Genomic DNA, 22,097 nt, shown 5'->3' with positions numbered 1-22,097 from the left:
AGCATGATCGATCTGCTCAGGGGGGATGCATTACATATGTATTGCTTATCGCAGGGCCGATGGGTGGAATGATCCCGCTGCACTTCGATGTGCGTATTGCGTGACTGAAAACCCCTGGCACACGACAGGGGCTTTTCGTTCTGGCTCGGCCGTTAATCCGGGAGGCGGCTTTGTAAGGTCAGGCCCATTTCGATCAATCGATTAGACATGGCCTCGATGCTGGCGAACCGGATATCGTTCACTTGTGGCCATGACGGGCGGTGCAAAGAAACGCCTCCGTCCGCCAGTAGAACCAGGCGCGTTCGCACGAGTATGCCCTGCTTGCTGCGGTGCACCACGGTGTAGGTGTCTGCGATTTTGTTGATGATGAACATGCCACGTCTGTGCAATAAGTTCTCTAACGCATCCTCCGTCCAGTTCATTGGTTCGGCTGGCATTCGCACGCGCAAATCAGCACGAAGAACATCATGATTGCCCTGTGCGGCAGCACCGTTTGGAAACGAACCTCGACGCACTTCGATACCCGGATCAACGTCGATATCCATGATCGTTCCCACTCCAACTTCCTCGATCCGCACACCGATGCCGCCCTTTATTTCGCTGATACCGGCAAGGCCTCTGAGCGTGTTGGTGTTTTGTGCACCGATCAGCACGATCCACTTTTTCGGGCTGTTGAGGTAGGTGTCGCCCGTCATGATGTCGCTCGCCAGGTAGGTGCCGATCATTTGCTCGTCATAGGGCGAGAGAGGGGTCTTCATCTTGTAGCTTGCTGCGCAGTCGATGCCCTGGATGCGAACGCCATTCGCCTTGGCCGCCTTGACCAGCTCCAGCGCATTGAATCGCCCCGCCGGATCGGTGCCCAGGCTGGTCAGGTAGGTCTGCAGGTCAGCTGACATCGTGCCGGTGGTGAAGTAGCGGTTCAGGTCCACCTGAGCGAAGTCACTGAGCACACCCCGCAAGTAAAGGGTTTTTGCGTGCCTTGCCAGCGCCGGCATGTTTTCAATCATGAAGCGCATGCTGGCAATGCGGTCCAGGGTTTCACCCACCACCAACCCGGATGCGGATTCAAAGATGCGATCCACAAGATCGGAAATCGACATCTGCGCGCTGATTACAGGCACTGGCGGGCGGGGAGGCTGGGTGATCCATGGCAGATTGCTGAAAAATTTTCGCGCACCCGCCTGCAGCAGTTTGCGCTTGCTGAGCGCGTACCGTTCAAAGGGGTCACCCATGCTGAAACTGCCGTCGGCGTTGGGTATCAGTTGAGCGTGGGTTTCGTTCAGGTTCAGTGCCCAGCCTTTTATCGAGCGGCGTACCGTCGGTTCGATATCGTAGGCAGAGTTCACGATGCGCAGGGGGCGTGATATCTCAGTGGATGAATCCACCTCTGGTTGAACTGACGCCTCGGACGCTATCGGTTCAACGGTGTCGAGCGCGATATCGGGGGCGCACGGTTTGCCCATGCATTGGCCGCCGCCTCTGAGGCGCAGAGACTTCATCCGCTCCCAGGCACCTTCGGCATTCAGCCGCACCGGCAATGAATGAACAAACTGATTGGGACGCTCTGGATCGACGATAGCCCAATAACCGCCGTCGCCTGGTTCACCGAAATAACGCACGTAGTACGGATTGTCATTCATCAGGATGGCGAAAGGCGGATCGGTATCAAGTCGAAAGATACCCTGAAACTGTCCTGGATCACTTTGCACGTCCAGGCCGTCGAGTAATTCGTTGCACATGTATTTGTCAGGAATGGGCGGCGGTGCAGCGCTATCAGTCGGGGGCAACCACGGTGGCTCAATGGTCGGGGCGGTAACTGGCGGCTCATCGGCAATGCTGCTCTGCGGCTCATCAATGAGCGGAGCCGGTGGCTCCAATGCCGAGGCCGACTCGTTGAGGTCGGCCATTTCTGCCGCCTCGGCCGCTTCCACCTGAGCGCCAACCTCCAAAGCCGAGCCGGTGCCTTTGAGAAAAGGGATGTTGAACAACGCGTCAATGCCGCTGAGTACGGCGCCAAGCACCCCGGCCTTGCGTTCGCTGGTGGTTTTGCCGTTGATCACCTGATCGATGTTCAGCCCAGTGCTAGCAATACTGGCGCCAATCACTGGCAGCGCGATCGGCCACCCTGCAGCGGCCATCGGGCCAAACACCTTGAGGCCGGCGCTCAGATACCCGATCCACAGTTTTTTGCGCAGATCGCCATTGGACGTCAGAGCCAGGCTGGCTTCGGCAAACATCGCGCTGCGTGTCGCATCGCGTAACGCACTGAACGCATCACCACTGATCGCGAGGTTGTGTCGATTGATCAGATGATGATCGGCATGGCCCCAGGTGCTCACCAGCCGGTTCATCAGATCGGTGATGTTCTCGTTCATTTGCTGACGTTCAGCCAGTGGAAAGTGACTGAGGAAGCCCTGTCGGCGAGTGTCGTTATTCATCTGCTCAAGCACCCACCAGTGCTCGTCCGCCGGGGTTTGCTTCACGACGAAGGCCGTGGCTTCACCCGGCAGATAGACGATCTGTCGGCCCATCGGATCGACAAAGCGAAGAAGGTCGGTGGCCACATGACCATCGATATCGAAAGCGCGCACCTCACTGCTCACTGCGTGGCTGGATTGCAGCATCGCCAGGGTCACCGGCCAGGTGACTGACCCAATGACCGCTCCGACGATCCACTGGAAATCGCTGCCAGTCAGTTGCTTGAGATCGAGTGCCTGCACCGCCCGGCTGAGGAAATTGCTCTTCGCCAACGTGCGAAAATCATCGGCGTGTGCGTTCCAGAAAGCCGTCAGCTTGTCGGTGTAGCGCGTGCTGAAATCGATATCCCAGAAGGCGTTGAGCACCTCGTTTCCGTGCAGGCGAAATTCATTGTTGTGATCGAAATCTTCGGTCTCGGGGCCGTCCGTGTAGAAACCGGCGTAGAGGTCCAGGAGGTCGGCGTTGTCTTGGTCGGTGGCACGAAAGCGATGAATCACCAGTTGCGTGAGAGTCATCGATTCGTAGGGCTTTTCGCGGATGTGCTCCCAGCCGGTAAACGAGCGGGTACTGCTTTGTGCAGTTTTGAATCGATGGAAATAAATCCGATCCGGATCGGTCCCCGTGAGATTTTTACGCGCCAGCCACTCGCGGGCGACTTGATGTGCCTCGTCGTGAAGGCTGGGGCACATTTGTACGACAGTCGCAGCGATGGCTTTGAGGGACTCTTTATCTGCTGCATTCGGCAGAGGACGCTGTTCGGGCGATTTCATGCTTTCTCCATCCATGAGAAACGAAGGCCGAGCATGGCCGATTCGCTCAAGGGGAGTGCACTACATGGATACCGCACATTACTGAGGCAAACGTGCTGCGGTCAGCGGCGAGCCACGTCAGAGAAGTAGAACTTGTCCAGGGTGTGCCGGGATTCGGTGTACTCGAACTGCCGTCCGTCCTGCAGGAATGTCTGGTTGCTGACCACGATCACATGACTTTGGCCGTCGAGATCCAAGTGCAATTGGTCATCCTTGCTGCGCGGCACCGCTTCGATGGTGCGTTGGGCGTAGGCGATCTGCAGCTGCAGGGTCTGTTCGATATAGGCGTAGATCGATTGCTCGGCGATATCGAGGGACAGGCCGGGAATGACTTCGCTGACAAAGTGGTTGATGTCGAGGATGACCCGTTTGCCGTCGATCCGCCGCACGCGTTTGACCCGGGTTATCAGGCAGCCGGGCTCGGCCTTTATGTGCTCGAGAAGGGGGCCTTCGAGCGGAATCTGCGACAACTCGACAACTTCAGTGCTGACGTCGTTGCCCAGTCGCGGATAGGTTTCCTGAAAACTGACGATGCCACCGAGTTGAAACTCGATCGGATTGGTCGACAGGACGAACGTGCCTTTGCCATGGACTTTCTGGGCGAAACCGCGCTCCTGAAGCAGTTCGATGGCCTTGCGTACGGTGCCGCGGCTGGCCTGATAGCTGTCCATCAATTCGGTTTCCGACGGCAGGCGGGCGCCGCGTTCCAGGCGTTCGGTCGTGATGCTGGCCAGCAGATCGCTATAGATCTGGTTGTATTTACTCATGGATGGGGCTCGATGCCGGCTGTGCTCAAAGCTTCGAACCTTAAGGGCAGGGTAGGGCTTTGTCCATGTAGGGATTGGAAATCGACTAAGGGCACGGTAGGAAATTTCCCCGCTGGTCCGGCAAAAACATACAAAAAAAAACTCGTCTGTACGAGTTGTTGCATTAACTCGTACAGACGAGTACTTTTCGCTTCGGCGTGCTGCCAATAACAATAATCCACAGCGGAAGAACTAGCATGAGCCACGACTATCCGAACATCGCCAGGGAACTGCTGCAAAGCCTTGGCGGCAGCGACAACCTCGAGCAGGCCGCGCATTGCGTCACGCGGTTGCGACTGGCCCTGAAGAATCCCGGTCTGGTCGACAGCGCCACGCTCAACCAGATCGATCTGGTCAAAGGCTCGTTCTTCACGGGTGGCCTGTATCAAGTGGTGATCGGTCCGGGCGAAGTAGAAAAGGTCTACGCCGAATTGCGCCGCCAGACCGGTCTCGCCGCATCGACCATCGCCGACGTCAAACAGAAAAGCGCCGAGAAGATCAACGCCATGCAGCGTCTGGTGCGAGTGTTTTCCGATGTGTTCATGCCGATCCTTCCCGCGCTGATCATTGCCGGCCTGCTGATGGGTATCAACAACCTGATCGGCGCGAAGGGCATGTTCATCGAGGGGCAGACCCTGCTGGATGCCTACCCGAAACTCGACGGGCTCTGGAGCCTGATCAACCTTATGGCCAATACCTCGTTCGTGTTTCTGCCGGCGCTGGTGGGCTGGTCGGCGGCCAAGCGCTTTGGTGGCAGTGAAATCCTCGGCATCGTGCTCGGCCTGATGCTGGTTCACCCGGATCTTCTCAATGCCTGGAACTACGGCAAGGCCGTGGCCGGGCTGGACGGCCAGCAGATGCCGTACTTCGATATCCTCGGGCTGTTCCAGATCGAGAAGGTCGGTTACCAAGGTCAGATTCTGCCGATTCTGCTGGCGGCGTACGTCATGAGCGTCATTGAAAAATGGCTGCGGGCACGGGTGCCGAACGCGGTGCAACTGCTGGTGGTGCCGATCACCACCATCGTGGTTACCGGTGTGCTGGCGCTGGCGGTGATCGGCCCGGTAACCCGCCACATCGGCATCTACATCACCGAAGGTGTGGTCATGTTGTTTGATCTGGCGCCGATGGTCGGCGGGGCGATTTTCGGCTTGCTGTATGCGCCACTGGTCATCACCGGCATGCACCACATGTTCCTGGCGGTCGATCTGCAGTTGATCTCGACCCAGGGCGGCACCTTTATCTGGCCGATGATCGTCATGTCCAACCTCGCGCAGGGCAGTGCTGCGTTAGCGGTGTTCTATATGACGCGCAATGCGCGGGACAAAAGCATGGCTTCGACCTCGGCCATTTCCGCGTATTTCGGCATCACTGAGCCGGCCATGTTCGGCGTCAATCTGCGCTACAAGTTTCCGTTCTATGCGGCGCTGACCGGTTCGGCGCTGGGCTGCATCTTCCTGTCACTGAACAAGGTTCAGGCCTCGGCCATCGGCGTCGGTGGCCTGCCCGGTTTCATCTCGATCATCCCGCAGTTCATCCCGATGTTTGTGTTCGGGATGGTCATCGCCATGGTGGTGCCATTCGTTCTGACCTGTGCACTGAGCATGAAGATTGTCCGGCCTGGATATCGGGTTGCCTGACGCGTCCACTTATTGAAGGAGTCCTGCCATGCAAGACTGGCAACGTTCGGTGATCTACCAGATCTACCCGAAGAGTTTTCACAGCCACGCCGGCAACCCGACAGGGGATTTGCTCGGTGTTGTGGCCAAGCTCGATTATCTGCAATGGCTGGGTGTCGAGTACTTGTGGATCACGCCGTTCCTGCGCTCGCCGCAACGTGACAACGGTTACGACATCAGCGATTACTACGCGATCGACCCGAGTTACGGCAGCATGGCCGACTGTGAGTTGTTGATCGCCGAAGCCGGCAAGCGCGGGATCAAGTTGATGCTCGATATCGTGGTCAACCACACCTCGATCGAGCACGTCTGGTTCCAGCAGGCGCGCAGCAGCCTCGACAATCCCTACCGCGACTTCTATATCTGGCGCGATCAGCCGAACAACTGGGAATCCAAGTTCGGCGGCTCCGCCTGGGAGTACGAGGCCCAGACCGGCCAATACTTCCTGCACCTGTTCGATCACACCCAGGCCGACCTGAATTGGGACAACCCCAACGTGCGCGCCGAAGTGTTCAAAATGATGCGTTTCTGGCGGGACAAGGGCGTGGGTGGTTTCCGTCTGGATGTCATCAACCTGATCTCCAAGCCTGCCGATTTTCCCGAAGACGACAGCGACGGTCGACGCTTTTACACCGACGGTCCGAACGTCCATGAATACTTGCAGCAGATGCACCGCGAAGTCTTCGAAGGGCACGACCTGATCAACGTCGGCGAGATGTCATCGACCCGCCTCGAACACTGCATTCGCTATTCGAATCCGCAATCGAAAGAGTTGTCGATGACGTTCAATTTTCATCATTTGAAAGTTGATTATCCGAACCTGCAAAAGTGGGTTCGTGCCGATTTCGATTTTCTGCAGCTCAAGCAGATTCTGTCCGACTGGCAGACCGGTATGCAGGCTGGTGGTGGCTGGAATGCGCTGTTCTGGTGTAACCACGATCAGCCACGTGTGGTCTCACGCTTCGGTGACGACGGCGAGTATCGGGAGATCTCGGCAAAGATGCTCGGCACCGCGCTGCACTTCCTGCAGGGCACGCCGTTCGTGTATCAGGGCGAAGAGCTGGGGATGACCAACCCAGGGTTCGAGCATATCGATCAGTACCGTGATGTCGAAACGCTTAACATCTTCCGGCTCAAGCGCGACGCCGGTAGCAGTGACGCCGATAACATGGCGGCGATCATGCAGAAGTCCCGGGACAACGGGCGTACGCCGATGCACTGGAACGCTGAACCGCATGGCGGTTTCAGTCGTGGCGAGCCGTGGATCGGAGTGCCGGCCAATGTTGCGCAGATCAACGTTGCCAACCAGCTCGACGACCCGCAATCGGTGCTGCATCACTACCGCCGTTTGATCGCGTTACGGCGCACAGAAACGTTGATTTCCGACGGTGTCTATCGACAGTTATTGCCCGAGCACAAGCAAGTCTGGGCTTACCTTCGCGAAGGAAGGGGCGAGCGCCTGCTGGTGGTGAACAACTTCTATGGCACGCCGTGTGAGATCGAACTGCCGCTCGTGATCGACGAGACGCAGAGCCAGCGGTTGCTGATCAGCAACTACCCGGACTGCCCGCGGCGCAAGCGACAGTTGACGTTGCGACCTTACGAATCGTTCGTCCTGCACCTGATCGATCACTGATACCTCACTAAAAAGCCGACGTTTAAAAAACACGCAGAGCCCTGCGCGGGGGAGTTTTGCGAGCGAATTCATGCAAACACACAATAAAAATAATGGGGTGGCTTATGAAAACAACAATAAATCGCAGCCTTGCAGTCGCAGGTATTTGCCTTGCGTTACCACAGACTTCACAAGCGCTGGAGTTCGGGGGGTACTTGCGCAGCGGTGTCGGCAACTCGACCAAGGGCGGTGGCCAATCGTGTTTCCAGTTACCGGGGGCGCAGACGAAATACCGTTTGGGCAACGAATGCGAACAGTACGGCGAGCTTGAGCTGCGCCAGGATTTGTACACCCTCGACGACGGCTCGGTGCTCAGCGTCGATGGCATGGCCTCGCTGTACAACCGCTACAACCGCAGCCCCACGTTCAACGAGGATAACGGCTCGATTCGCCTGCCACAGGCCTACGCGCAATGGTCGAACATGCCCGCGCTCAATGGCGGTTCGCTGTGGGCCGGGCGCCGTTACTACAAGCGTAATGACATCCACATTTCCGACTTCTACTACTGGAACCAGAGCGCCACGGGCGGCGGTGTCGAGGACGTGCTGATCGGCGACCTGAAATACAGCTACGCCTTTTCGCGCAAGGACAACCTGTACCAGAAGGACTACATCAACCGTCACGACTTCAACGTGGCCGGTTTCAATACCAACCCGGGCGGTGAGCTTGAATTCGGCTTGAGCTACATCGACAAACCCGACAGCCGCGATGCCCACCGTGGCTGGGCGATCACCACCCAGCATGTGCAAAAGGGTTTTCTCGGCGGCAAGAACAAACTGGCCCTGCAATACGGTGAGGGGCCGGGTACCGGACTCGGCTACACCGGCAACGTCAAACTGGACGACAGCAACAAAAGTTATCGGGTCGTGGAGTTTTTTGACTGGCAGGTGACGCCGCGCTTTGGCGGACAATTCGAGGCGGTGTATCAGAAGGACATTCGCCCGGACGGTGCTGATCAGAACTGGATGTCACTGGGCGTGCGCCCGGCCTATGCGCTCACCGAACAACTCAAACTGGTGACCGAGCTGGGCCATGATCAAGTCGAAGCTCCTGGCGGTACGCGCAAACTGAGCAAGTTTACGATTGCCCCGACCTGGTCTCCCAAAGGCCCTGAATTCTGGGCGCGCCCCGAGGTGCGTCTGTATTACACCTATGCCACCTGGAACGAGGCGGCCAAACGGGCGGCCAACGAACTGGCCAAAGGCTCGGCGCTATCGGACACCGGTGCCTTTGGCACCGCACGCCACGGGGCGAACGTCGGATTGCAGGTCGAATACTGGTGGAAATAAGCGATGCTGGTGGGGCGTTGCGCTCCATGGGCACTTCAAAGAATAAAACCGCAGGTGACGTCATGGCCACATCTCAACCCTTGCAACTGCTGGCGCCTTTGGCTGGCGTACTGATACCGCTGGATCAAGTGCCGGATCAGGTGTTTTCCAGCCGCGTGATCGGCGACGGTCTGTGCATCGACCCGACTTCGTCAACGCTGTGCGCGCCGCTGGCCGGGGTGATCAGCAACGTGCAGGCCAGCGGGCATGCCGTAAGCATCACCGATGACCAAGGCGTTCAGGTGTTGCTGCACATCGGTCTTGATACGGTGAACCTCGCCGGTCAGGGGTTCACCCGATTGGTTGAAGAAGGTCAGCGGGTGGAATTCGGTCAGGCACTGATCGAATTCGATGCCGACTACATCGCTTTGCATGCCCGCAGTTTGATGACGCTGATGCTGGTGGTCAGCGGCGAGCCTTTCACTTGGCTGACCGCGCCAACCGGTCTGGTCGAAACCGGCCAGCCATTGCTGAGCCTCGCCAGTGCAGAAACAACCGCCGAGGAGCCTGCGGCGCCAGAAGGCGAAGCGTTTTTCTCCCGGTTTTTGAAATTGCCCAATCCCAATGGCCTGCATGCGCGTCCGGCAGCGGTTTTCGCCCAAGCGGCAAAGGGTTTTGCAGCAAAAATCCATTTGCACAAACAACAGGCCGAAGCCAACGCCAAATCTCTGGTGGCGATCATGGCGCTGCAGACCGCTTTGGGTGACAGCGTGCGGGTCAGTGCAGTGGGCGAAGATGCTGAGGCTGCGATCAGTGCGCTCTCCCGGTTGCTGGCCGAGGGTTGTGGTGAGGCGGTGACCGCGCTGCCGGCGGAGGTTCAAGTCGAGACCATCGAGCCTGAGAGTCCGGGTGTTTTGCTGGGGGTCTGCGCTTCACCGGGTTCGGCGTTGGGACGAGTGATGCAGGTCACCGAGTCGACGCTCGACGTGAGCGAATTTGGTGCCGGCCCGGCTATCGAACAGGAGGCTTTGGCCAATGCTCTGATCGAGGCGGATATGGCCTTGCAGCATTTGCGCGATACCGCCACCGGCGAGGCCAAGGCCGAGATCTTCAAGGCGCATCAGGAGCTGCTCGAAGATCCGAGCCTGCTCGATCAGGCCCAGGCGTTGATTGCCGAGGGCAAAAGCGCCGCGTTTGCCTGGCGCGCCGCCACCGAGACAACAGCGACACTTTTCCAGCAACTCGGCAGTGCGTTGCTGGCCGAAAGGGCGGCGGATCTGGCTGACGTCGGCCAGCGCGTACTGAAACTGATCCTCGGGATTCGCGAGCATGCGCTGGAGCTGCCGGCCGGGACCATTCTGATTGCCGATCAACTGACACCGTCACAGACGGCCGGGCTCGATACGAGCAAAGTGCTGGGATTCGCCACGGTCGGCGGTGGTGCAACCAGTCACGTGGCTATTCTGGCGCGGGCTTGTGGTTTACCGGCAATCTGCGGGATGCCTGTGCAGATGCTGGCGTTGGCCAACGGTTCACAGGTGTTGATCGATGCCGACAAGGGCGAGTTACAGGTGCATCCGGACGCCGTGGCGATCAATCAATGGCAGGCCAGGCACGAGCAACAACACCAACGCCGTCAGCACGAACACGCGCAGGCAACACTGGCGGCCCGTACCCGCGACGGGCATCACATCGAAGTGACCGCCAACGTCGCTTCGCTGAGCGAGACTGAACAAGCGATGGGCCTGGGCGGTGCGGGCGTGGGGCTTTTACGCTCGGAGTTTCTTTATCTGGATCGCAACCACGCACCGACTGGCGACGAACAAGTGTCGACCTACAGCGCCATCGCCCGGGCCGTGGGGCCGTCGCACAATCTGGTGGTGCGCACACTGGATGTCGGCGGTGACAAACCACTGACCTACGTGCCAATGGACAGCGAAACCAATCCATTTCTCGGGTTGCGCGGGATCCGCCTGTGTCTGGAGCGCCCGCAGCTGTTGCGCGAGCAATTCCGGGCGATCCTTGGCAGTGTCGGTCTGACCCGCCTGCACATCATGTTGCCGATGGTCACGCAGCTCTCGGAGCTGCATCAGGCTCGGCAGATGCTGGAGCAGGAAGCGCTGGCGCTGGGCCTGGTCGAGCTGCCGAAACTGGGGATCATGATCGAAGTGCCGGCGGCGGCATTGATGGCCGATCTGTTTGCGCCGCACGTGGATTTCTTTTCGATCGGCACCAACGATCTCACCCAATACACCTTGGCCATGGATCGCGATCATCCGCGTCTGGCCAGTCAGGCCGACAGCTTTCATCCCTCGGTATTGCGCCTGATCGCCATGACCGTGAAAGCCGCGCATGCCTACGGCAAATGGGTCGGTGTGTGTGGGGCGATGGCCTCCGAACGTCTGGCCGTGCCGTTGTTGCTCGGGTTAGGCGTAGATGAGCTGTCGGTCAGCGTGCCGCAAATACCGGCGATCAAAGCCGCAGTGCGCGAGGTGCATCTGCTCGACTGCAAAGCCATCGCCGAGCAGGTGCAGGGGCTGGAAAGCGCTGAAGAAGTGCGCGAGGCGCTGCGCCTGTATCACGAGGCGACGGTCGATACTCTACGGGTTCTGGAGAACTGAACATGTTCGATAAATTGCAGAAAGCCTTCTGGAAAGCGCTGACCCCTGATCTGGTAGTGGATGATCCGAACGTGCAGGCCGTACCTGTCGAGGGGCTGAGTGCGCAGATCGTGGTGGCGCTGGGGGGAGTGGATAACCTCGAATCGCAACAACCGGCGGCGTTGACCCGAGTGCGAGTGACGTTGCGCGATGTCTCGCGCATGGATCGCCAGGCGTTGAGCGATGCCGGTGTCGCCGGCGTCATGCCGTTGGAGGGCGGTGTGGTGCACCTGATTACCGGCCTGCGACCTCAAGCCGATTGACGATGTGCGGCCTCAGGTCGCCCTTACTGTTTCGCAATTGCAGGTGTATCGTATTCGCCTTTTACGGGCCTTCAGGGTCCGTCGCTGATACGTGAGGTAGTTGAGTTCATGTCCTTTACCCGTCGCCAAATCCTCGGTGGCCTGGCCGGTCTTGTTGTCGTTGGCGTGGGAGCGGGGGGCGCGTCGCGTTACTGGCTGGGCAAAATGGCTGACGCTGAGGCTGGTCACGACTATGAGCTGATCGCCGCGCCACTGGACGTCGAACTGGTGCCGGGGCACAAGACCGAAGCCTGGGCGTTCGGCCCGTCGGCGCCGGGCACCGAGTTGCGCGTGCGTCAGGGTGAATGGCTGCGGGTGCGCTTCATCAATCACCTGCCGGTGGCGACCACCATTCACTGGCATGGCATTCGCCTGCCGCTGGAAATGGACGGCGTGCCTTACGTGTCGCAGTTGCCGGTGCTGCCGGGCGAATACTTCGACTACAAATTCCGTGTGCCGGACGCCGGCAGCTACTGGTATCACCCGCATGTCAGCAGCAGCGAAGAACTCGGTCGCGGGTTGGTCGGGCCGCTGATCATCGAAGAGCGCGAACCGACCGGTTTCAAGTACGAAAAGACCCTGAGCCTGAAAAACTGGCACATCGACGACGAAGGCAAATTCGTCGAATTCAGCATCCCGCGTGAGGCCGCGCGTGGCGGTACGGCGGGGCGGCTGTCGACCATCAACGGCGTGCCGTTGCCAGTGATCGAATTACCGGCCGGGCAGATCACGCGAGTGCGACTGCTCAACCTCGATAACACCCTGACGTATCGCATCAACATCCCGGGTGTCGAAGCGAAGATCTATGCGCTGGACGGCAACCCGGTCGAACCACGGCCGCTGGGCAAGGAATACTGGCTTGGCCCGGGCATGCGTATTTGCCTGGCGATCAAGGCGCCAGCGGCTGGCGAAGAACTGTCGCTGCGCAACGGCCCGGTTCGACTGGGCACCTTGCGTTCGGTGGCCAACACCGACGCCCCGACTGAATGGCCGAAAGCCTTGCCGGCCAATCCGGTGGCCGAGCCGGATCTGGCGAATGCCGAGAAACTCAACTTCAATTTCGAATGGGTCGGGTCGGTGTCGGTCAATGTCGACAACGGCAAGCCGCCAAGTCTGTGGCAGATCAACGGCAAGGCCTGGGACATCACCGACAAGACCTGTGCCGATCGGCCGATTGCCAGTCTGAAACTGGGCCAGAGCTATATTTTCGAATTGAAGAACATGACGCAGTATCAGCACCCGATCCATTTGCACGGCATGAGCTTCAAGGTGATTGCGTCGAACCGGCACAAGATCATTCCGTACTTCACCGACACCTATCTGCTGGGCAAGAACGAGCGCGCGCAAGTGGCGCTGGTGGCTGATAACCCGGGGGTATGGATGTTCCATTGCCATGTGATCGACCACATGGAAACCGGCCTGATGGCCGCCATCGAGGTGAAGTGATGCGCCAGATTCGCCCCGCAGCGATCATCGACCGCAGCCGTGATCGCGATTTCATGCGCGAAGCCCTGGCCCTCGCCGCGCAAGGCGCAGCCCTCGGCGAAGTGCCGGTGGGTGCGGTGCTAGTGCAGGATGGCGAAATTATCGGGCGCGGTTTCAATTGCCCGATCACCGGAAGCGACCCCAGCGCCCACGCAGAAATGGTCGCGATCCGCGCCGCTGCTCAAGCCGTGAACAACTATCGCCTGCCGGGCAGCACGCTGTACGTGACGCTGGAACCGTGCAGCATGTGTGCCGGGTTGATCGTGCATTCTCGGGTGGCGCGGGTGGTGTATGGCGCACTGGAGCCGAAGGCCGGGATTGTGCAGAGTCAGGGGCAGTTTTTTACCCAGGGCTTTTTGAATCATCGGGTGTTGTATGAAGGCGGGGTGCTGGCGGAGGAGTGTGGGGCGGTTTTGACTGAGTTCTTCAGAGCCCGCCGAGCCAAAAGCCCCTCACCCTAGCCCTCTCCCAGAGGGAGAGGGGACTGACCGAGGTGATTGGCAGAGGTGCGGCGACCGGGATATCGAGTCGAGTTGAACTCGGATCCTGAAACGCCCAAAGATCGGCTCCCTCTCCCTGGGGAGAGGGCTGGGGTGAGGGGTGGGCTCACCGCGGTGTTAGGGAGTTTTAGTCACTTGCGGGCGACGATGACCGCCCGCATCGGCGCCGGCAGCCCTTCGATGGTCTTGCTGTGATCCTCAGGATCCAGGAAGTCGCTCAGCGACTGATACTTCATCCATTCGGTGCCGCGCTGTTCCTCGACCGTTGTCGTACTCACATCGACGCAACGAATGTCAGTGAAGCCGGCGCGGCGCAGCCACAGTTCCAATGCAGGCACCGACGGCAGGAACCACACGTTGCGCATCTGCGCGTAGCGGTCTTCCGGCACCAGCACCTGATGTTTGTCGCCTTCAACCACCAGTGTTTCCAGTACCAGTTCGCCACCCTTGACCAGGCAGTCCTTCAGCGCCAGCAAATGCTCGATCGGCGAACGGCGGTGGTAGAACACGCCCATGGAAAACACCGTGTCGAAACCTTCAAGGTTTGGCGGCAGGTCTTCAAACGGGAACGGCAGGTGCCAGGCGTTTGGTTCGGACAGGTAACGTTGCACGGCCTGGAATTGGCAGAAGAACAGCCAGTTCGGGTCGACACCGATCACGCTGTTCGCGCCGGCGCCGAGCATGCGCCACATGTAATAGCCATTGCCGCAACCGACATCGAGGATGCGCTTGCCCTTTAGGTCCAGATGCGGAGACACCCGTGACCACTTCCAGTCCGAACGCCATTCGGTGTCGACGTGCACGCCGAACAAATCAAACGGCCCCTTGCGCCATGGCGACAGGCCCATCAGTGCGGTGTGCATTTGCGCGCGGGTTTCATCGTCGCAATCGGTGTCGAGTTTCAAGCCGTTGAGCAGATCGACTTCGCTCGGCTGGATCTTCGGCAAGGCGTCCAGCGCACTTTGCCAGCGCTCCAGATCACCGTGGCCTTTCTCCATTTTCTTGTCGAGTTGCGCTTGCAGGGTGTTGGCCCATTCGGCCAGCGGTGTACCGGTCAGACGGCGGGCGAGGGGGGACAGATCAATCATGGCAAGGCAATCAACGAGGCAAAGTTAAGACACTGGAACCACGGCACGACTTTCGAGAACCCGGCGGCCAAGAGGCGTTCGCGGTGTTCTTCGAGGCTGTCGGGCTTCATGACATTTTCGATGGCGCTGCGCTTCTGGGCGATTTCCAGTTCGCTGTAGCCGTTGGCGCGTTTGAACGCGACGTGCAGATCGGTGAGCAAGGCGTGTTCTTCGGCATCGTTGAAGCGCAGCTTTTCCGAGAGAATCAATGCGCCGCCGGGCAGCAACGATTGGCGGATACGCGACAGCAGCGCGGTGCGCTGATCCGGAGCGATAAATTGCAGCGTGAAGTTCAGCGCCACCACCGAAGCAGGCTGGAAGTCGAGCGCGAGGATATCGCCTTCGATCACTTCGACCGGCAGCAACTCCTGGAACATCGAGTTCTGGCCATTGAGGTATTCGCGGCAACGCTCGACCATCGCCGCCGAGTTATCCACAGCGATCACTCGGCAACCGTCGGTGCGCACATGGCGGCGCAGCGCTTGAGTCACTGCACCGAGCGAGGCGCCGAGGTCGTAGAGCACGCTGTTTGGCTGGGCAAATTGCGCAGCGAGCACGCCGAGGTTTTCGACGATGGTCGGGTAACCCGGCACCGAGCGCTTGATCATGTCCGGGAACACCCGCACCACGTCTTCGTTGAAGGCGAAGTCAGGCACCTGGGCCAACGGCTGGGCGAAAATGCGATCGGGTTCTTTGCTCACGGCGGTTTCCGGCGGTGTCGGTGGAAAAGGCCGGCATTTTAGCCAAAGTGGCGCGGGGATGCGCGGGTTGTCTGATAAACCGCGAGGGCGACGTCAGACGCAGGTGCGTTTGGTCTGAGAGAACGCCGACGCCGCGATGCCCCACTGCCCTAGCCAATAGCTGAGGATGATGATGTACGGCGCGGCATTGAACGGCGCGACGAAGCGGTTGATGCCGATCACGCTGTCGGAGAACACGAACGCCACTGCACCTGCCGCAGCCAGCAACGCCGAACGCTTCGGCACATCAGTTCCCAGGCGAGCGAGGGCGCGCCAGAGCATCGCGCTGATGGCGGTGCCGTAAACAATCACAGGAATCAGCAATGGCCCGAGTCCGCTGGAAATCAGAATGCCCAGCAGCACCGCGCCGACAGCGACGGCGAGCACCAACGGCAACAGCGCCAGACGTTTGCAATCGCTGAGGTAAGCCTTGAGGTACGCCAGATGTGCAACCAGAAACGCACCGAGGCCAAATACAAACAAATCCCCCGGCCACGCGAGCAACACATCGCCGAGCAGCGAGAAAATCAGTCCAAGGCTGATCCAGCGCCGATAGTCGCTGGGCGGCGCGTCGTGTAGCCAGCCGAGCAGCGCCAGCACCGGTAACGGTTTGACCAGCAGGCAAAGCAGCGTCGCGTGGGTGCTCACACCGTAGAGAAAAGTCACCGCGCCCATCAGCGCCAGAATCAGCCAGCCCACGATCAGTTCACCGAAATGGCGCAGTCAAAGGTTTCCACCGGCAACACTTCCGGTGCCCACGGCTGTTGCGAGGTCAAGCGCAGACGCCCGGTGCCGGGGGCGAAGGCCTGGAAGCGCCACGTCGAAAGGCCGGCAGCGCCGACGACGCCGGCATCTTCCGGGTTGCTGTAAACCTCGGGGCTGAGCGCACGCAACACGCCACCGGCCGAGTCCTGAATGGCCCAGCGATAACCCGTGGTCGGGTTGCTGGGCAGCATCACGATCAGGTTTTGCCCGTTGGTCAGGCGCACGGGGCATTCGCTCTGTTTTTCCACAGTCACGTTGTGTTTCGGCTGCGTGGCGCAGGCGGCCAGCAAGGAAAGGGCGAGGGGGACAAACAGGCGAGTGGGGGACATAAGGTCAGCGGCTCCGGCGTTTACGACGAACGGCGAGCATAACTGAAGATGAGACAAAGTGTGACAGTCAGGGGAGGGGTTGTCAGGACTGACGCCTTCGCGAGCAGGCTCGCTCCCACAGTGGGCAGCGGTGTTCACAATTTCTGTGTTCACTGCACAACCCTGTGGGAGCGAGCCTGCTCGCGAAAGCGGTAGAGCCGGCGCTACCGAGTTATCAGAAGAGCACCTTCGCCACATCAGCAAAGCGCTTGGCAAAGTGCACGGTAATACCTTCCTTCAAATACTCCGGCAATTCGTCGAAGTTACCCCGGTTCGGCTCCGGCAAAATCAGTTCGAAAATCTTCTGCCGCCGCGCCGCAATCACCTTTTCGCGCACCCCGCCAATCGGCAGCACATGCCCGGTCAGCGTTAACTCGCCGGTCATCGCCACGCCTTTTTTCGGCGCTTGATTACGCGCGAGTGAGAGCAGGGCACTGGCCATGGTCACGCCGGCGCTCGGGCCGTCCTTTGGGGTCGCGCCTTCTGGCACGTGCAGGTGGACGAAGGCTTCGTCGAAGAACTTCGCGTCTCCACCAAATTGCTTGAGGTTCGAGCTGACATAGCTGTAGGCGATCTCCGCCGATTCCTTCATCACATCACCCAGTTGCCCGGTGAGTTTGAAACCACGGTTGAGCGTGTGAATCCGCGTCGCTTCGATCGGCAATGTGGCGCCGCCCATGCTGGTCCACGCCAGACCGGTGATAACGCCAGTGCCGGACAGCACTTGTTCATTGCGGAACACTGGATGGCCCAGCGAGGCTTCCAGATCTTTCGGCCCGAGTTTGATCACCGCTTTCGGCTCGTCGATCAGCTTCATCACCGCTTTACGCACCAGTTTGCCCAGTTGTTTCTCCAACTGACGCACGCCGGCTTCACGGGCGTAACCGTCGATCAAGGCTTTGAGGGCGCTGTCGCTGATGCTCAGGCTGCCCTTGGACACGCCGGCCTTTTCCAGCAGTTTCGGCCACAGGTGACGCTTGGCGATGGCAACTTTTTCTTCGGTGATGTAGCCCGACAGGCGAATCACTTCCATCCGGTCCAGCAATGGGCCAGGGATCGAATCCAATGTGTTGGCGGTGCAGACGAACAGGACTTTCGACAGGTCCATGCGCAGGTCGAGGTAGTGGTCGAGGAATTCGACGTTCTGCTCCGGGTCGAGGGTTTCCAGCAGCGCCGAGGCCGGGTCGCCCTGGTAGCTCTGGCCCATCTTGTCGATCTCGTCGAGCATGATCACCGGGTTCATCACTTCGACGTCTTTCAACGCCTGCACCAGTTTGCCCGGCTGCGCGCCGATGTAGGTGCGGCGGTGGCCCTTGATCTCGGCTTCGTCGCGCATGCCGCCGAGGCTGAAGCGGTAGAACGGTCGGCCGAGGGATTCGGCGATGGATTTACCGACGCTGGTTTTACCCACGCCCGGCGGGCCAACCAGCAGCACGATGGAACCGCTGATTTCGCCTTTGTAAGCACCGACGGCGAGGAATTCGAGGATGCGATCCTTGATGTCGTCGAGGCCGGCGTGGTGTTTGTCGAGGACTTTGCGTGCGTGCTTGAGGTCGAGTTTGTCTTCGCCGTACACGCCCCACGGCACCGAGGTCGCCCAGTCGAGGTAGTTGCGGGTGACCGCGTATTCCGGCGAGCCGGTTTCGAGGATCGACAGCTTGTGCATTTCTTCTTCGAGGCGCTTCTGCACCTGCGCCGGCAGGACTTTGCCTTCCAGACGCTGTTCGAACTGTTCGAGGTCGGCGCTGCGGTCATCCTTGGTCAGGCCGAGTTCCTGCTGGATGACTTTGAGTTGTTCTTTTAGGAAGAACTCGCGCTGATGCTCGCCGATCTTGCGGTTAACTTCCGCCGAGATCTCTTTTTGCAGGCGCGCGACTTCGACTTCCTTGCGCAGCATCGGCAGGACTTTTTCCATGCGCTTGAGCATCGGCACGCAGTCGAGCACTTCTTGCAGCTCGGGGCCGGTGGCGGACGTCAGGGCGGCGGCGAAGTCGGTCAGCGGCGACGGGTCGTTGGGGCTGAAGCGGTTGAGGTAGTTTTTCAGCTCTTCGCTGTACAGCGGGTTGAGCGGCAGCAGTTCCTTGATCGCGTTGATCAGCGCCATGCCGTAGGCCTTGACCTCGTCGGTCGGCTCGGTGGGCTGATGCGGGTATTCGACTTCGACCAGATACGGCGGGCGGTGGTGTTTGAGCCACGTTTTGATGCGTACGCGGCTCAGGCCCTGGGCGACGAACTGGAGTTTGCCGTTTTCGCGACTGGCGTGGTGCACTTTGACCAGGGTGCCGTATTGCGGCAATGCGTCGGTGTTGAAGTGGCGCGGGTCTTCCTGGGGGGTGTCCATGAAGAACAGGGCCAGGGAGTGGTGTTCGGATTTGCTGACCAGTTCGAGGGTTTCGGCCCAGGGTTCTTCGTTGACGATGACCGGCAGGACTTGGGCCGGGAAGAATGGGCGGTTGTGGATCGGGATGATGTAGACCTTGTCCGGCAGGTTCTGGCCGGGCAGGGCGAGGCCTTTGCCGGAGGCGGTGTGTTCGATGTGTTCGGCTTCGGTGTAGTCGTCGGGGCTTTCAGGGAATTCTTGCTGGTCGCTCATGGGGCACCTGCGCAATGGGGTATGGGTCTTAGATGGGGCAGGGCTTGGGTGGTTTCAATGGGGGGCGGTGTTTCTGCTTGTGTGTTCAGGGTTTTGACAGGGTTCACGCTTTGGACTTGGCGGCCTTTGGGCCGACCATGTTCTTGGGGTTTTGGGGGGTATATCCGTTTTTGCGGTGCCGCTGCTGGCGGTTTCGCTTTTACAGCGAGTCACTTTTGCAGACGCCCAAAAGTAACCAAAACGCTGGGCCCCGGCGTTCGGCCCGCTCGCTGGGGCTCGGGGTTCCTTCGTTACGGTGCTCATCCGGGGGCATCGCCTCCGGTTTGCTTCGCTGCACCTCCTCTCGATGTGTTCGACTTCGTCGAACGGCGCTGCGCGCCTACCCCCGGATGAACACCTTCACTCAGCCTGCCGAAGGGACCGGCACGTCAAAAGCTGCAGCCGAGCTAACGCTCATCCTGTTGAGTGGTGAGGAGCGCTCGCTTGGCTTTTGTTTTGTGGTGGGTTTGCCCACCACAGCCCTCTCCCTAGGGAGAGGAGGCCTATTTGTGGGCTTTTCAAAATCTGAGTTCGCCTCGGTATTTCACATCGGCGTACTTCTTTCAAACACCTTGGTCAGTCCCCTCTCCCTTTGGGAGAGGGTTAGGGTGAGGGGCTTTTCAGCTGTGTGTTGGGGATTGGGAGATTTCGTGGTTATCCAGTACGCGGTTCACCGCCAGTTCCGCCAGCATGATGATCTGCTGGATCGCCAAAATCGTGCGCCGCTGCGGGAGATCGATGTAGGCGGCGATGTCGCTGGTCATGAGGCTGGCTTGTGCCAGGGATTCGCAGGCATGTACCAGCAGGCTTTCGCTGTCTTGATCGGGCGCGACCTGGAACATGGTGCTGGGTTTGTGGAACCGCAAGGTGAGCGCGTTGGGTTTGAGGTAGTGGTCGAGGGCGCGTTCGGCGGCTTCGTGGAATTTCTTCGAATCGGGGGATTGGTAGGGCGAGGTGTCGTTGGTTTCTGGTGGATTGGGTGTGTGCTTTTTCATGGTGAAACTCCGAATGATAAGTGGGGCTGTCACTCTCAATCACCGCGATGCGACAGAGGGTGGCAGCTGTACGCGGGTTCGCGGACCGAGCCATTCGGCAATCTCGGCATACCCGAAGGTATCCCGCGCACAGCCACCATCAAACCAAACGAAAAGCACCTGGGCGCTCCAGTTTGGGCCGGCGATTATGCATCAAATCGAATGAACTGCTCGGGCCGCGACGCCCGTTCGCTGAATTTGCAGCGACCCACCGAGCCTATCCACCCGGTTTCCGACGCACAACCGACGCGACTTGTCGGAAATCTCTCGGCCAATTTCCATTCTGTAGGACACCACCCAATCCCCTGTAGGAGCTGCCGAATACTGCGATCTTTTGACTTTGATCTGCAAAAAACAAGATCAAAAGATCGCAGCCTTCGGCAGCTCCTACAGGGAGTCGGTGGCAACAAAAAAGGCGATGTCCCTCAAGAGACATCGCCTTCCTTTTAACCACCGCTAATACTTATTCCGACAGTTTGTACGCAATCACAGATTCACCCTCTTGCCTTGGCGCGATGCGATCTGAAATCTCTGTTTCAGCTGTGGAAAGCTGCAATCTTCGATTTTGAAGTTGTTCCCTATATCCAATTTCACGGTGGTTTATTTCGAATGTGTCTGATTACCTGTTATTTATGACAGTAGATAAATTGTCTGATCCATCGGAAATTGGGCCGGTGTTCTTGGGCCCAACAATTTGCACGCCCGAACTTTCTTCCTCAAGGAGTCAACCTGTGAGTTATACAGATTCGGACTATAAGGGTTACACCATTCGCGAATATTCCTTCGACACCCCAGGTCTGCGTTATCGGGTGATCTTTAGCGCAACAGAAGAGAGTTTGTTGCTTGAGACCCGCAAACAGGCCGAGCAATTGATCATTGATCGATTAGAACGGATGAAAAGTGGAGGGAAGGCTTTTTGACTCAGCCGGGTTGACGCTCACTCTATGTAGGAGTTGCCGAAGGCTGCGCTCTTTTGATTTTGCTTTTAAAAGACAAGATCAAAAGATCGCAGCCTTCGGCAGCTCCTACACAAGGTGGGTTGTCAGGTTTTTGCGGGGATTTCGTGGTTATCCAGTACGCGGTTTACCGCCAGTTCGGCGAGCATGATGATTTGCTGGATCGCCAAAATCGTGCGCCGCTGCGGGAGGTCGATGTAGGCGGCGATGTCGCTGCTCATCAGGCTGGCTTGTGCCAGTGATTCGCAGGCGTGGACCAGCAGGCTTTCGCTGTCTTGATCGGGCGCGACCTGGAACATGGTGCTGGGTTTGTGGAAGCGCAGGGTGAGTGCGTTGGGTTTGAGGTAGTGGTCGAGGGCGCGTTCGGCGGCTTCGTGGAATTTCTTCGAATCGGGGGATTGGTAGGGCGAGGTGTCGTTGGTTTCTGGCGGATTGGGTGTTGGCTTTTTCATTTGTTGCTCCTCAGGAATTGGGCCATTCCTCTAATTGCCGCGACGCAAAAAGAGGGGTGGTAGCTGTACGCGGGTTCGCGGACCGACCTGAGGCATTCGGCATACCCGAAGGTATCCCGCGTACAGCCACCATAAAACAAGCACTCGGGGTGCTGCTGTTAAGCGGCGGCAATTATGCCCCAGAAGTCGGGCCGCGACGCCCGTTCGCTGAATTTGCAGCGACCCCCAGAGCCTATCCAGCCGATTTCCGAGACACAACCGACGCGACTTGTCGGAAAACTCCGCGCAATTCCCGGCATCTGTAGGACAAGCACAATTCCTACAACCCCACACATTCCAACCTGTAGGAGCTGCCGAAGGC

17 protein-coding genes are annotated in these 22,097 nt (G+C 59.1%); 8 read left to right on the top strand and 9 right to left on the bottom strand.

Annotated features, from left to right (window positions below):
* Window positions 1–152: 152 nt before the first annotated feature.
* Window positions 153–3,248: a membrane-targeted effector domain-containing toxin gene (locus IAI51_RS23320; protein WP_187680616.1), complete on the bottom strand. Its 3,096-nt coding sequence runs from the start codon at window positions 3,246–3,248 to the stop codon at window positions 153–155.
* Between the two features lie 101 nt (window positions 3,249–3,349).
* Window positions 3,350–4,054: a trehalose operon repressor gene (gene treR, locus IAI51_RS23315; RefSeq protein WP_187680615.1), complete on the bottom strand. Its 705-nt coding sequence runs from the start codon at window positions 4,052–4,054 to the stop codon at window positions 3,350–3,352.
* 236 nt (window positions 4,055–4,290) lie between these two features.
* Here treR and treP point away from each other — a divergent pair, with 236 nt between their 5' ends.
* The 7 genes from treP to tadA all read left to right on the top strand — a co-directional run bounded on the left by treP (window position 4,291) and on the right by tadA (window position 13,623).
* Complete coding sequence (gene treP / locus IAI51_RS23310) at window positions 4,291–5,733, top strand: PTS system trehalose-specific EIIBC component (protein ID WP_187680614.1); 1,443 nt, start codon at window positions 4,291–4,293, stop codon at window positions 5,731–5,733.
* Between the two features lie 28 nt (window positions 5,734–5,761).
* Window positions 5,762–7,408, top strand: a complete 1,647-nt coding sequence (gene treC / locus IAI51_RS23305) for an alpha,alpha-phosphotrehalase (RefSeq protein ID WP_187680613.1) — start codon at window positions 5,762–5,764, stop codon at window positions 7,406–7,408.
* A gap of 104 nt (window positions 7,409–7,512) precedes the next feature.
* Window positions 7,513–8,736: a maltoporin gene (locus tag IAI51_RS23300; RefSeq protein WP_187680612.1), complete on the top strand. Its 1,224-nt coding sequence runs from the start codon at window positions 7,513–7,515 to the stop codon at window positions 8,734–8,736.
* Window positions 8,737–8,798: 62 nt separating this feature from the next.
* Window positions 8,799–11,336, top strand: a complete 2,538-nt coding sequence (gene ptsP, locus IAI51_RS23295) for a phosphoenolpyruvate--protein phosphotransferase (RefSeq protein ID WP_187680611.1) — start codon at window positions 8,799–8,801, stop codon at window positions 11,334–11,336.
* Window positions 11,337–11,338: 2 nt separating this feature from the next.
* Window positions 11,339–11,638 (top strand): PTS transporter subunit EIIB, encoded by a 300-nt coding sequence (locus tag IAI51_RS23290; RefSeq protein ID WP_187680610.1) that lies wholly within the window; start codon window positions 11,339–11,341, stop codon window positions 11,636–11,638.
* A 108-nt stretch (window positions 11,639–11,746) separates the two neighbouring features.
* The gene (locus IAI51_RS23285; protein ID WP_187680609.1) at window positions 11,747–13,123 is read left to right on the top strand and encodes a multicopper oxidase family protein; all 1,377 of its coding nucleotides are present in this window, start codon (window positions 11,747–11,749) and stop codon (window positions 13,121–13,123) included.
* Entirely contained in the window at window positions 13,123–13,623 is a 501-nt protein-coding gene (tadA, locus tag IAI51_RS23280) for a tRNA adenosine(34) deaminase TadA (RefSeq protein WP_187680608.1), read from the top strand. The genes IAI51_RS23285 and tadA overlap by 1 nt, the downstream gene beginning before the upstream one ends.
* 170 nt (window positions 13,624–13,793) lie before the next feature.
* Here the strand turns inward: tadA and cmoB are convergent, their stop codons facing one another.
* The 6 genes from cmoB to IAI51_RS23250 all read right to left on the bottom strand — a co-directional run bounded on the left by cmoB (window position 13,794) and on the right by IAI51_RS23250 (window position 20,289).
* On the bottom strand, window positions 13,794–14,750 hold the full coding sequence (cmoB, locus tag IAI51_RS23275) for a tRNA 5-methoxyuridine(34)/uridine 5-oxyacetic acid(34) synthase CmoB (RefSeq protein ID WP_187680607.1): 957 nt from the start codon (window positions 14,748–14,750) through the stop codon (window positions 13,794–13,796).
* On the bottom strand, window positions 14,747–15,490 hold the full coding sequence (cmoA, locus tag IAI51_RS23270; RefSeq protein WP_095190508.1) for a carboxy-S-adenosyl-L-methionine synthase CmoA: 744 nt from the start codon (window positions 15,488–15,490) through the stop codon (window positions 14,747–14,749). Before cmoA ends, cmoB begins: the two co-directional genes overlap by 4 nt.
* Before the next feature lie 93 nt (window positions 15,491–15,583).
* Window positions 15,584–16,228 (bottom strand): lysoplasmalogenase, encoded by a 645-nt coding sequence (locus IAI51_RS23265; protein ID WP_187680606.1) that lies wholly within the window; start codon window positions 16,226–16,228, stop codon window positions 15,584–15,586.
* A gap of 2 nt (window positions 16,229–16,230) precedes the next feature.
* Complete coding sequence (locus tag IAI51_RS23260; protein ID WP_187680605.1) at window positions 16,231–16,623, bottom strand: protease inhibitor I42 family protein; 393 nt, start codon at window positions 16,621–16,623, stop codon at window positions 16,231–16,233.
* 214 nt (window positions 16,624–16,837) lie between these two features.
* Complete coding sequence (lon, locus tag IAI51_RS23255; protein WP_222944260.1) at window positions 16,838–19,255, bottom strand: endopeptidase La; 2,418 nt, start codon at window positions 19,253–19,255, stop codon at window positions 16,838–16,840.
* A gap of 659 nt (window positions 19,256–19,914) precedes the next feature.
* Window positions 19,915–20,289 (bottom strand): DUF6124 family protein, encoded by a 375-nt coding sequence (locus IAI51_RS23250; protein WP_187680604.1) that lies wholly within the window; start codon window positions 20,287–20,289, stop codon window positions 19,915–19,917.
* A 770-nt stretch (window positions 20,290–21,059) separates the two neighbouring features.
* On the opposite strand from IAI51_RS23250, the gene IAI51_RS23245 reads away from it, so the two are divergent.
* Complete coding sequence (locus IAI51_RS23245; protein ID WP_187680603.1) at window positions 21,060–21,248, top strand: hypothetical protein; 189 nt, start codon at window positions 21,060–21,062, stop codon at window positions 21,246–21,248.
* Between the two features lie 122 nt (window positions 21,249–21,370).
* On the opposite strand, the gene IAI51_RS23240 is transcribed toward IAI51_RS23245, so the two are convergent.
* Window positions 21,371–21,736, bottom strand: coding sequence for a DUF6124 family protein (locus tag IAI51_RS23240; RefSeq protein WP_187680602.1), 366 nt, complete (start codon window positions 21,734–21,736; stop codon window positions 21,371–21,373).
* Window positions 21,737–22,097: the final 361 nt, after the last annotated feature.

The sequence above is a fragment of the Pseudomonas sp. N40(2020) genome, from assembly GCF_014472415.1.
Lineage (GTDB): Bacteria > Pseudomonadota > Gammaproteobacteria > Pseudomonadales > Pseudomonadaceae > Aquipseudomonas.
Note: the sequence above shows the minus strand (reverse complement) of the source record. Positions and strands in the feature narration are given on the sequence as shown.

What these genes read in the sequence shown, in the direction of transcription:
- IAI51_RS23320 (WP_187680616.1), bottom strand. Translation starts at nt 3,248, where the DNA reads ATGAAATCGCCCGAACAGCGTCCTCTGCCGAATGCAGCAGATAAAGAG.
- treR (WP_187680615.1), bottom strand. Translation starts at nt 4,054, where the DNA reads ATGAGTAAATACAACCAGATCTATAGCGATCTGCTGGCCAGCATCACG.
- treP (WP_187680614.1), top strand. Translation starts at nt 4,291, where the DNA reads ATGAGCCACGACTATCCGAACATCGCCAGGGAACTGCTGCAAAGCCTT.
- treC (WP_187680613.1), top strand. Translation starts at nt 5,762, where the DNA reads ATGCAAGACTGGCAACGTTCGGTGATCTACCAGATCTACCCGAAGAGT.
- IAI51_RS23300 (WP_187680612.1), top strand. Translation starts at nt 7,513, where the DNA reads ATGAAAACAACAATAAATCGCAGCCTTGCAGTCGCAGGTATTTGCCTT.
- ptsP (WP_187680611.1), top strand. Translation starts at nt 8,799, where the DNA reads ATGGCCACATCTCAACCCTTGCAACTGCTGGCGCCTTTGGCTGGCGTA.
- IAI51_RS23290 (WP_187680610.1), top strand. Translation starts at nt 11,339, where the DNA reads ATGTTCGATAAATTGCAGAAAGCCTTCTGGAAAGCGCTGACCCCTGAT.
- IAI51_RS23285 (WP_187680609.1), top strand. Translation starts at nt 11,747, where the DNA reads ATGTCCTTTACCCGTCGCCAAATCCTCGGTGGCCTGGCCGGTCTTGTT.
- tadA (WP_187680608.1), top strand. Translation starts at nt 13,123, where the DNA reads ATGCGCCAGATTCGCCCCGCAGCGATCATCGACCGCAGCCGTGATCGC.
- cmoB (WP_187680607.1), bottom strand. Translation starts at nt 14,750, where the DNA reads ATGATTGATCTGTCCCCCCTCGCCCGCCGTCTGACCGGTACACCGCTG.
- IAI51_RS23260 (WP_187680605.1), bottom strand. Translation starts at nt 16,623, where the DNA reads ATGTCCCCCACTCGCCTGTTTGTCCCCCTCGCCCTTTCCTTGCTGGCC.
- lon (WP_222944260.1), bottom strand. Translation starts at nt 19,255, where the DNA reads ATGAGCGACCAGCAAGAATTCCCTGAAAGCCCCGACGACTACACCGAA.
- IAI51_RS23250 (WP_187680604.1), bottom strand. Translation starts at nt 20,289, where the DNA reads ATGAAAAAGCACACACCCAATCCACCAGAAACCAACGACACCTCGCCC.
- IAI51_RS23240 (WP_187680602.1), bottom strand. Translation starts at nt 21,736, where the DNA reads ATGAAAAAGCCAACACCCAATCCGCCAGAAACCAACGACACCTCGCCC.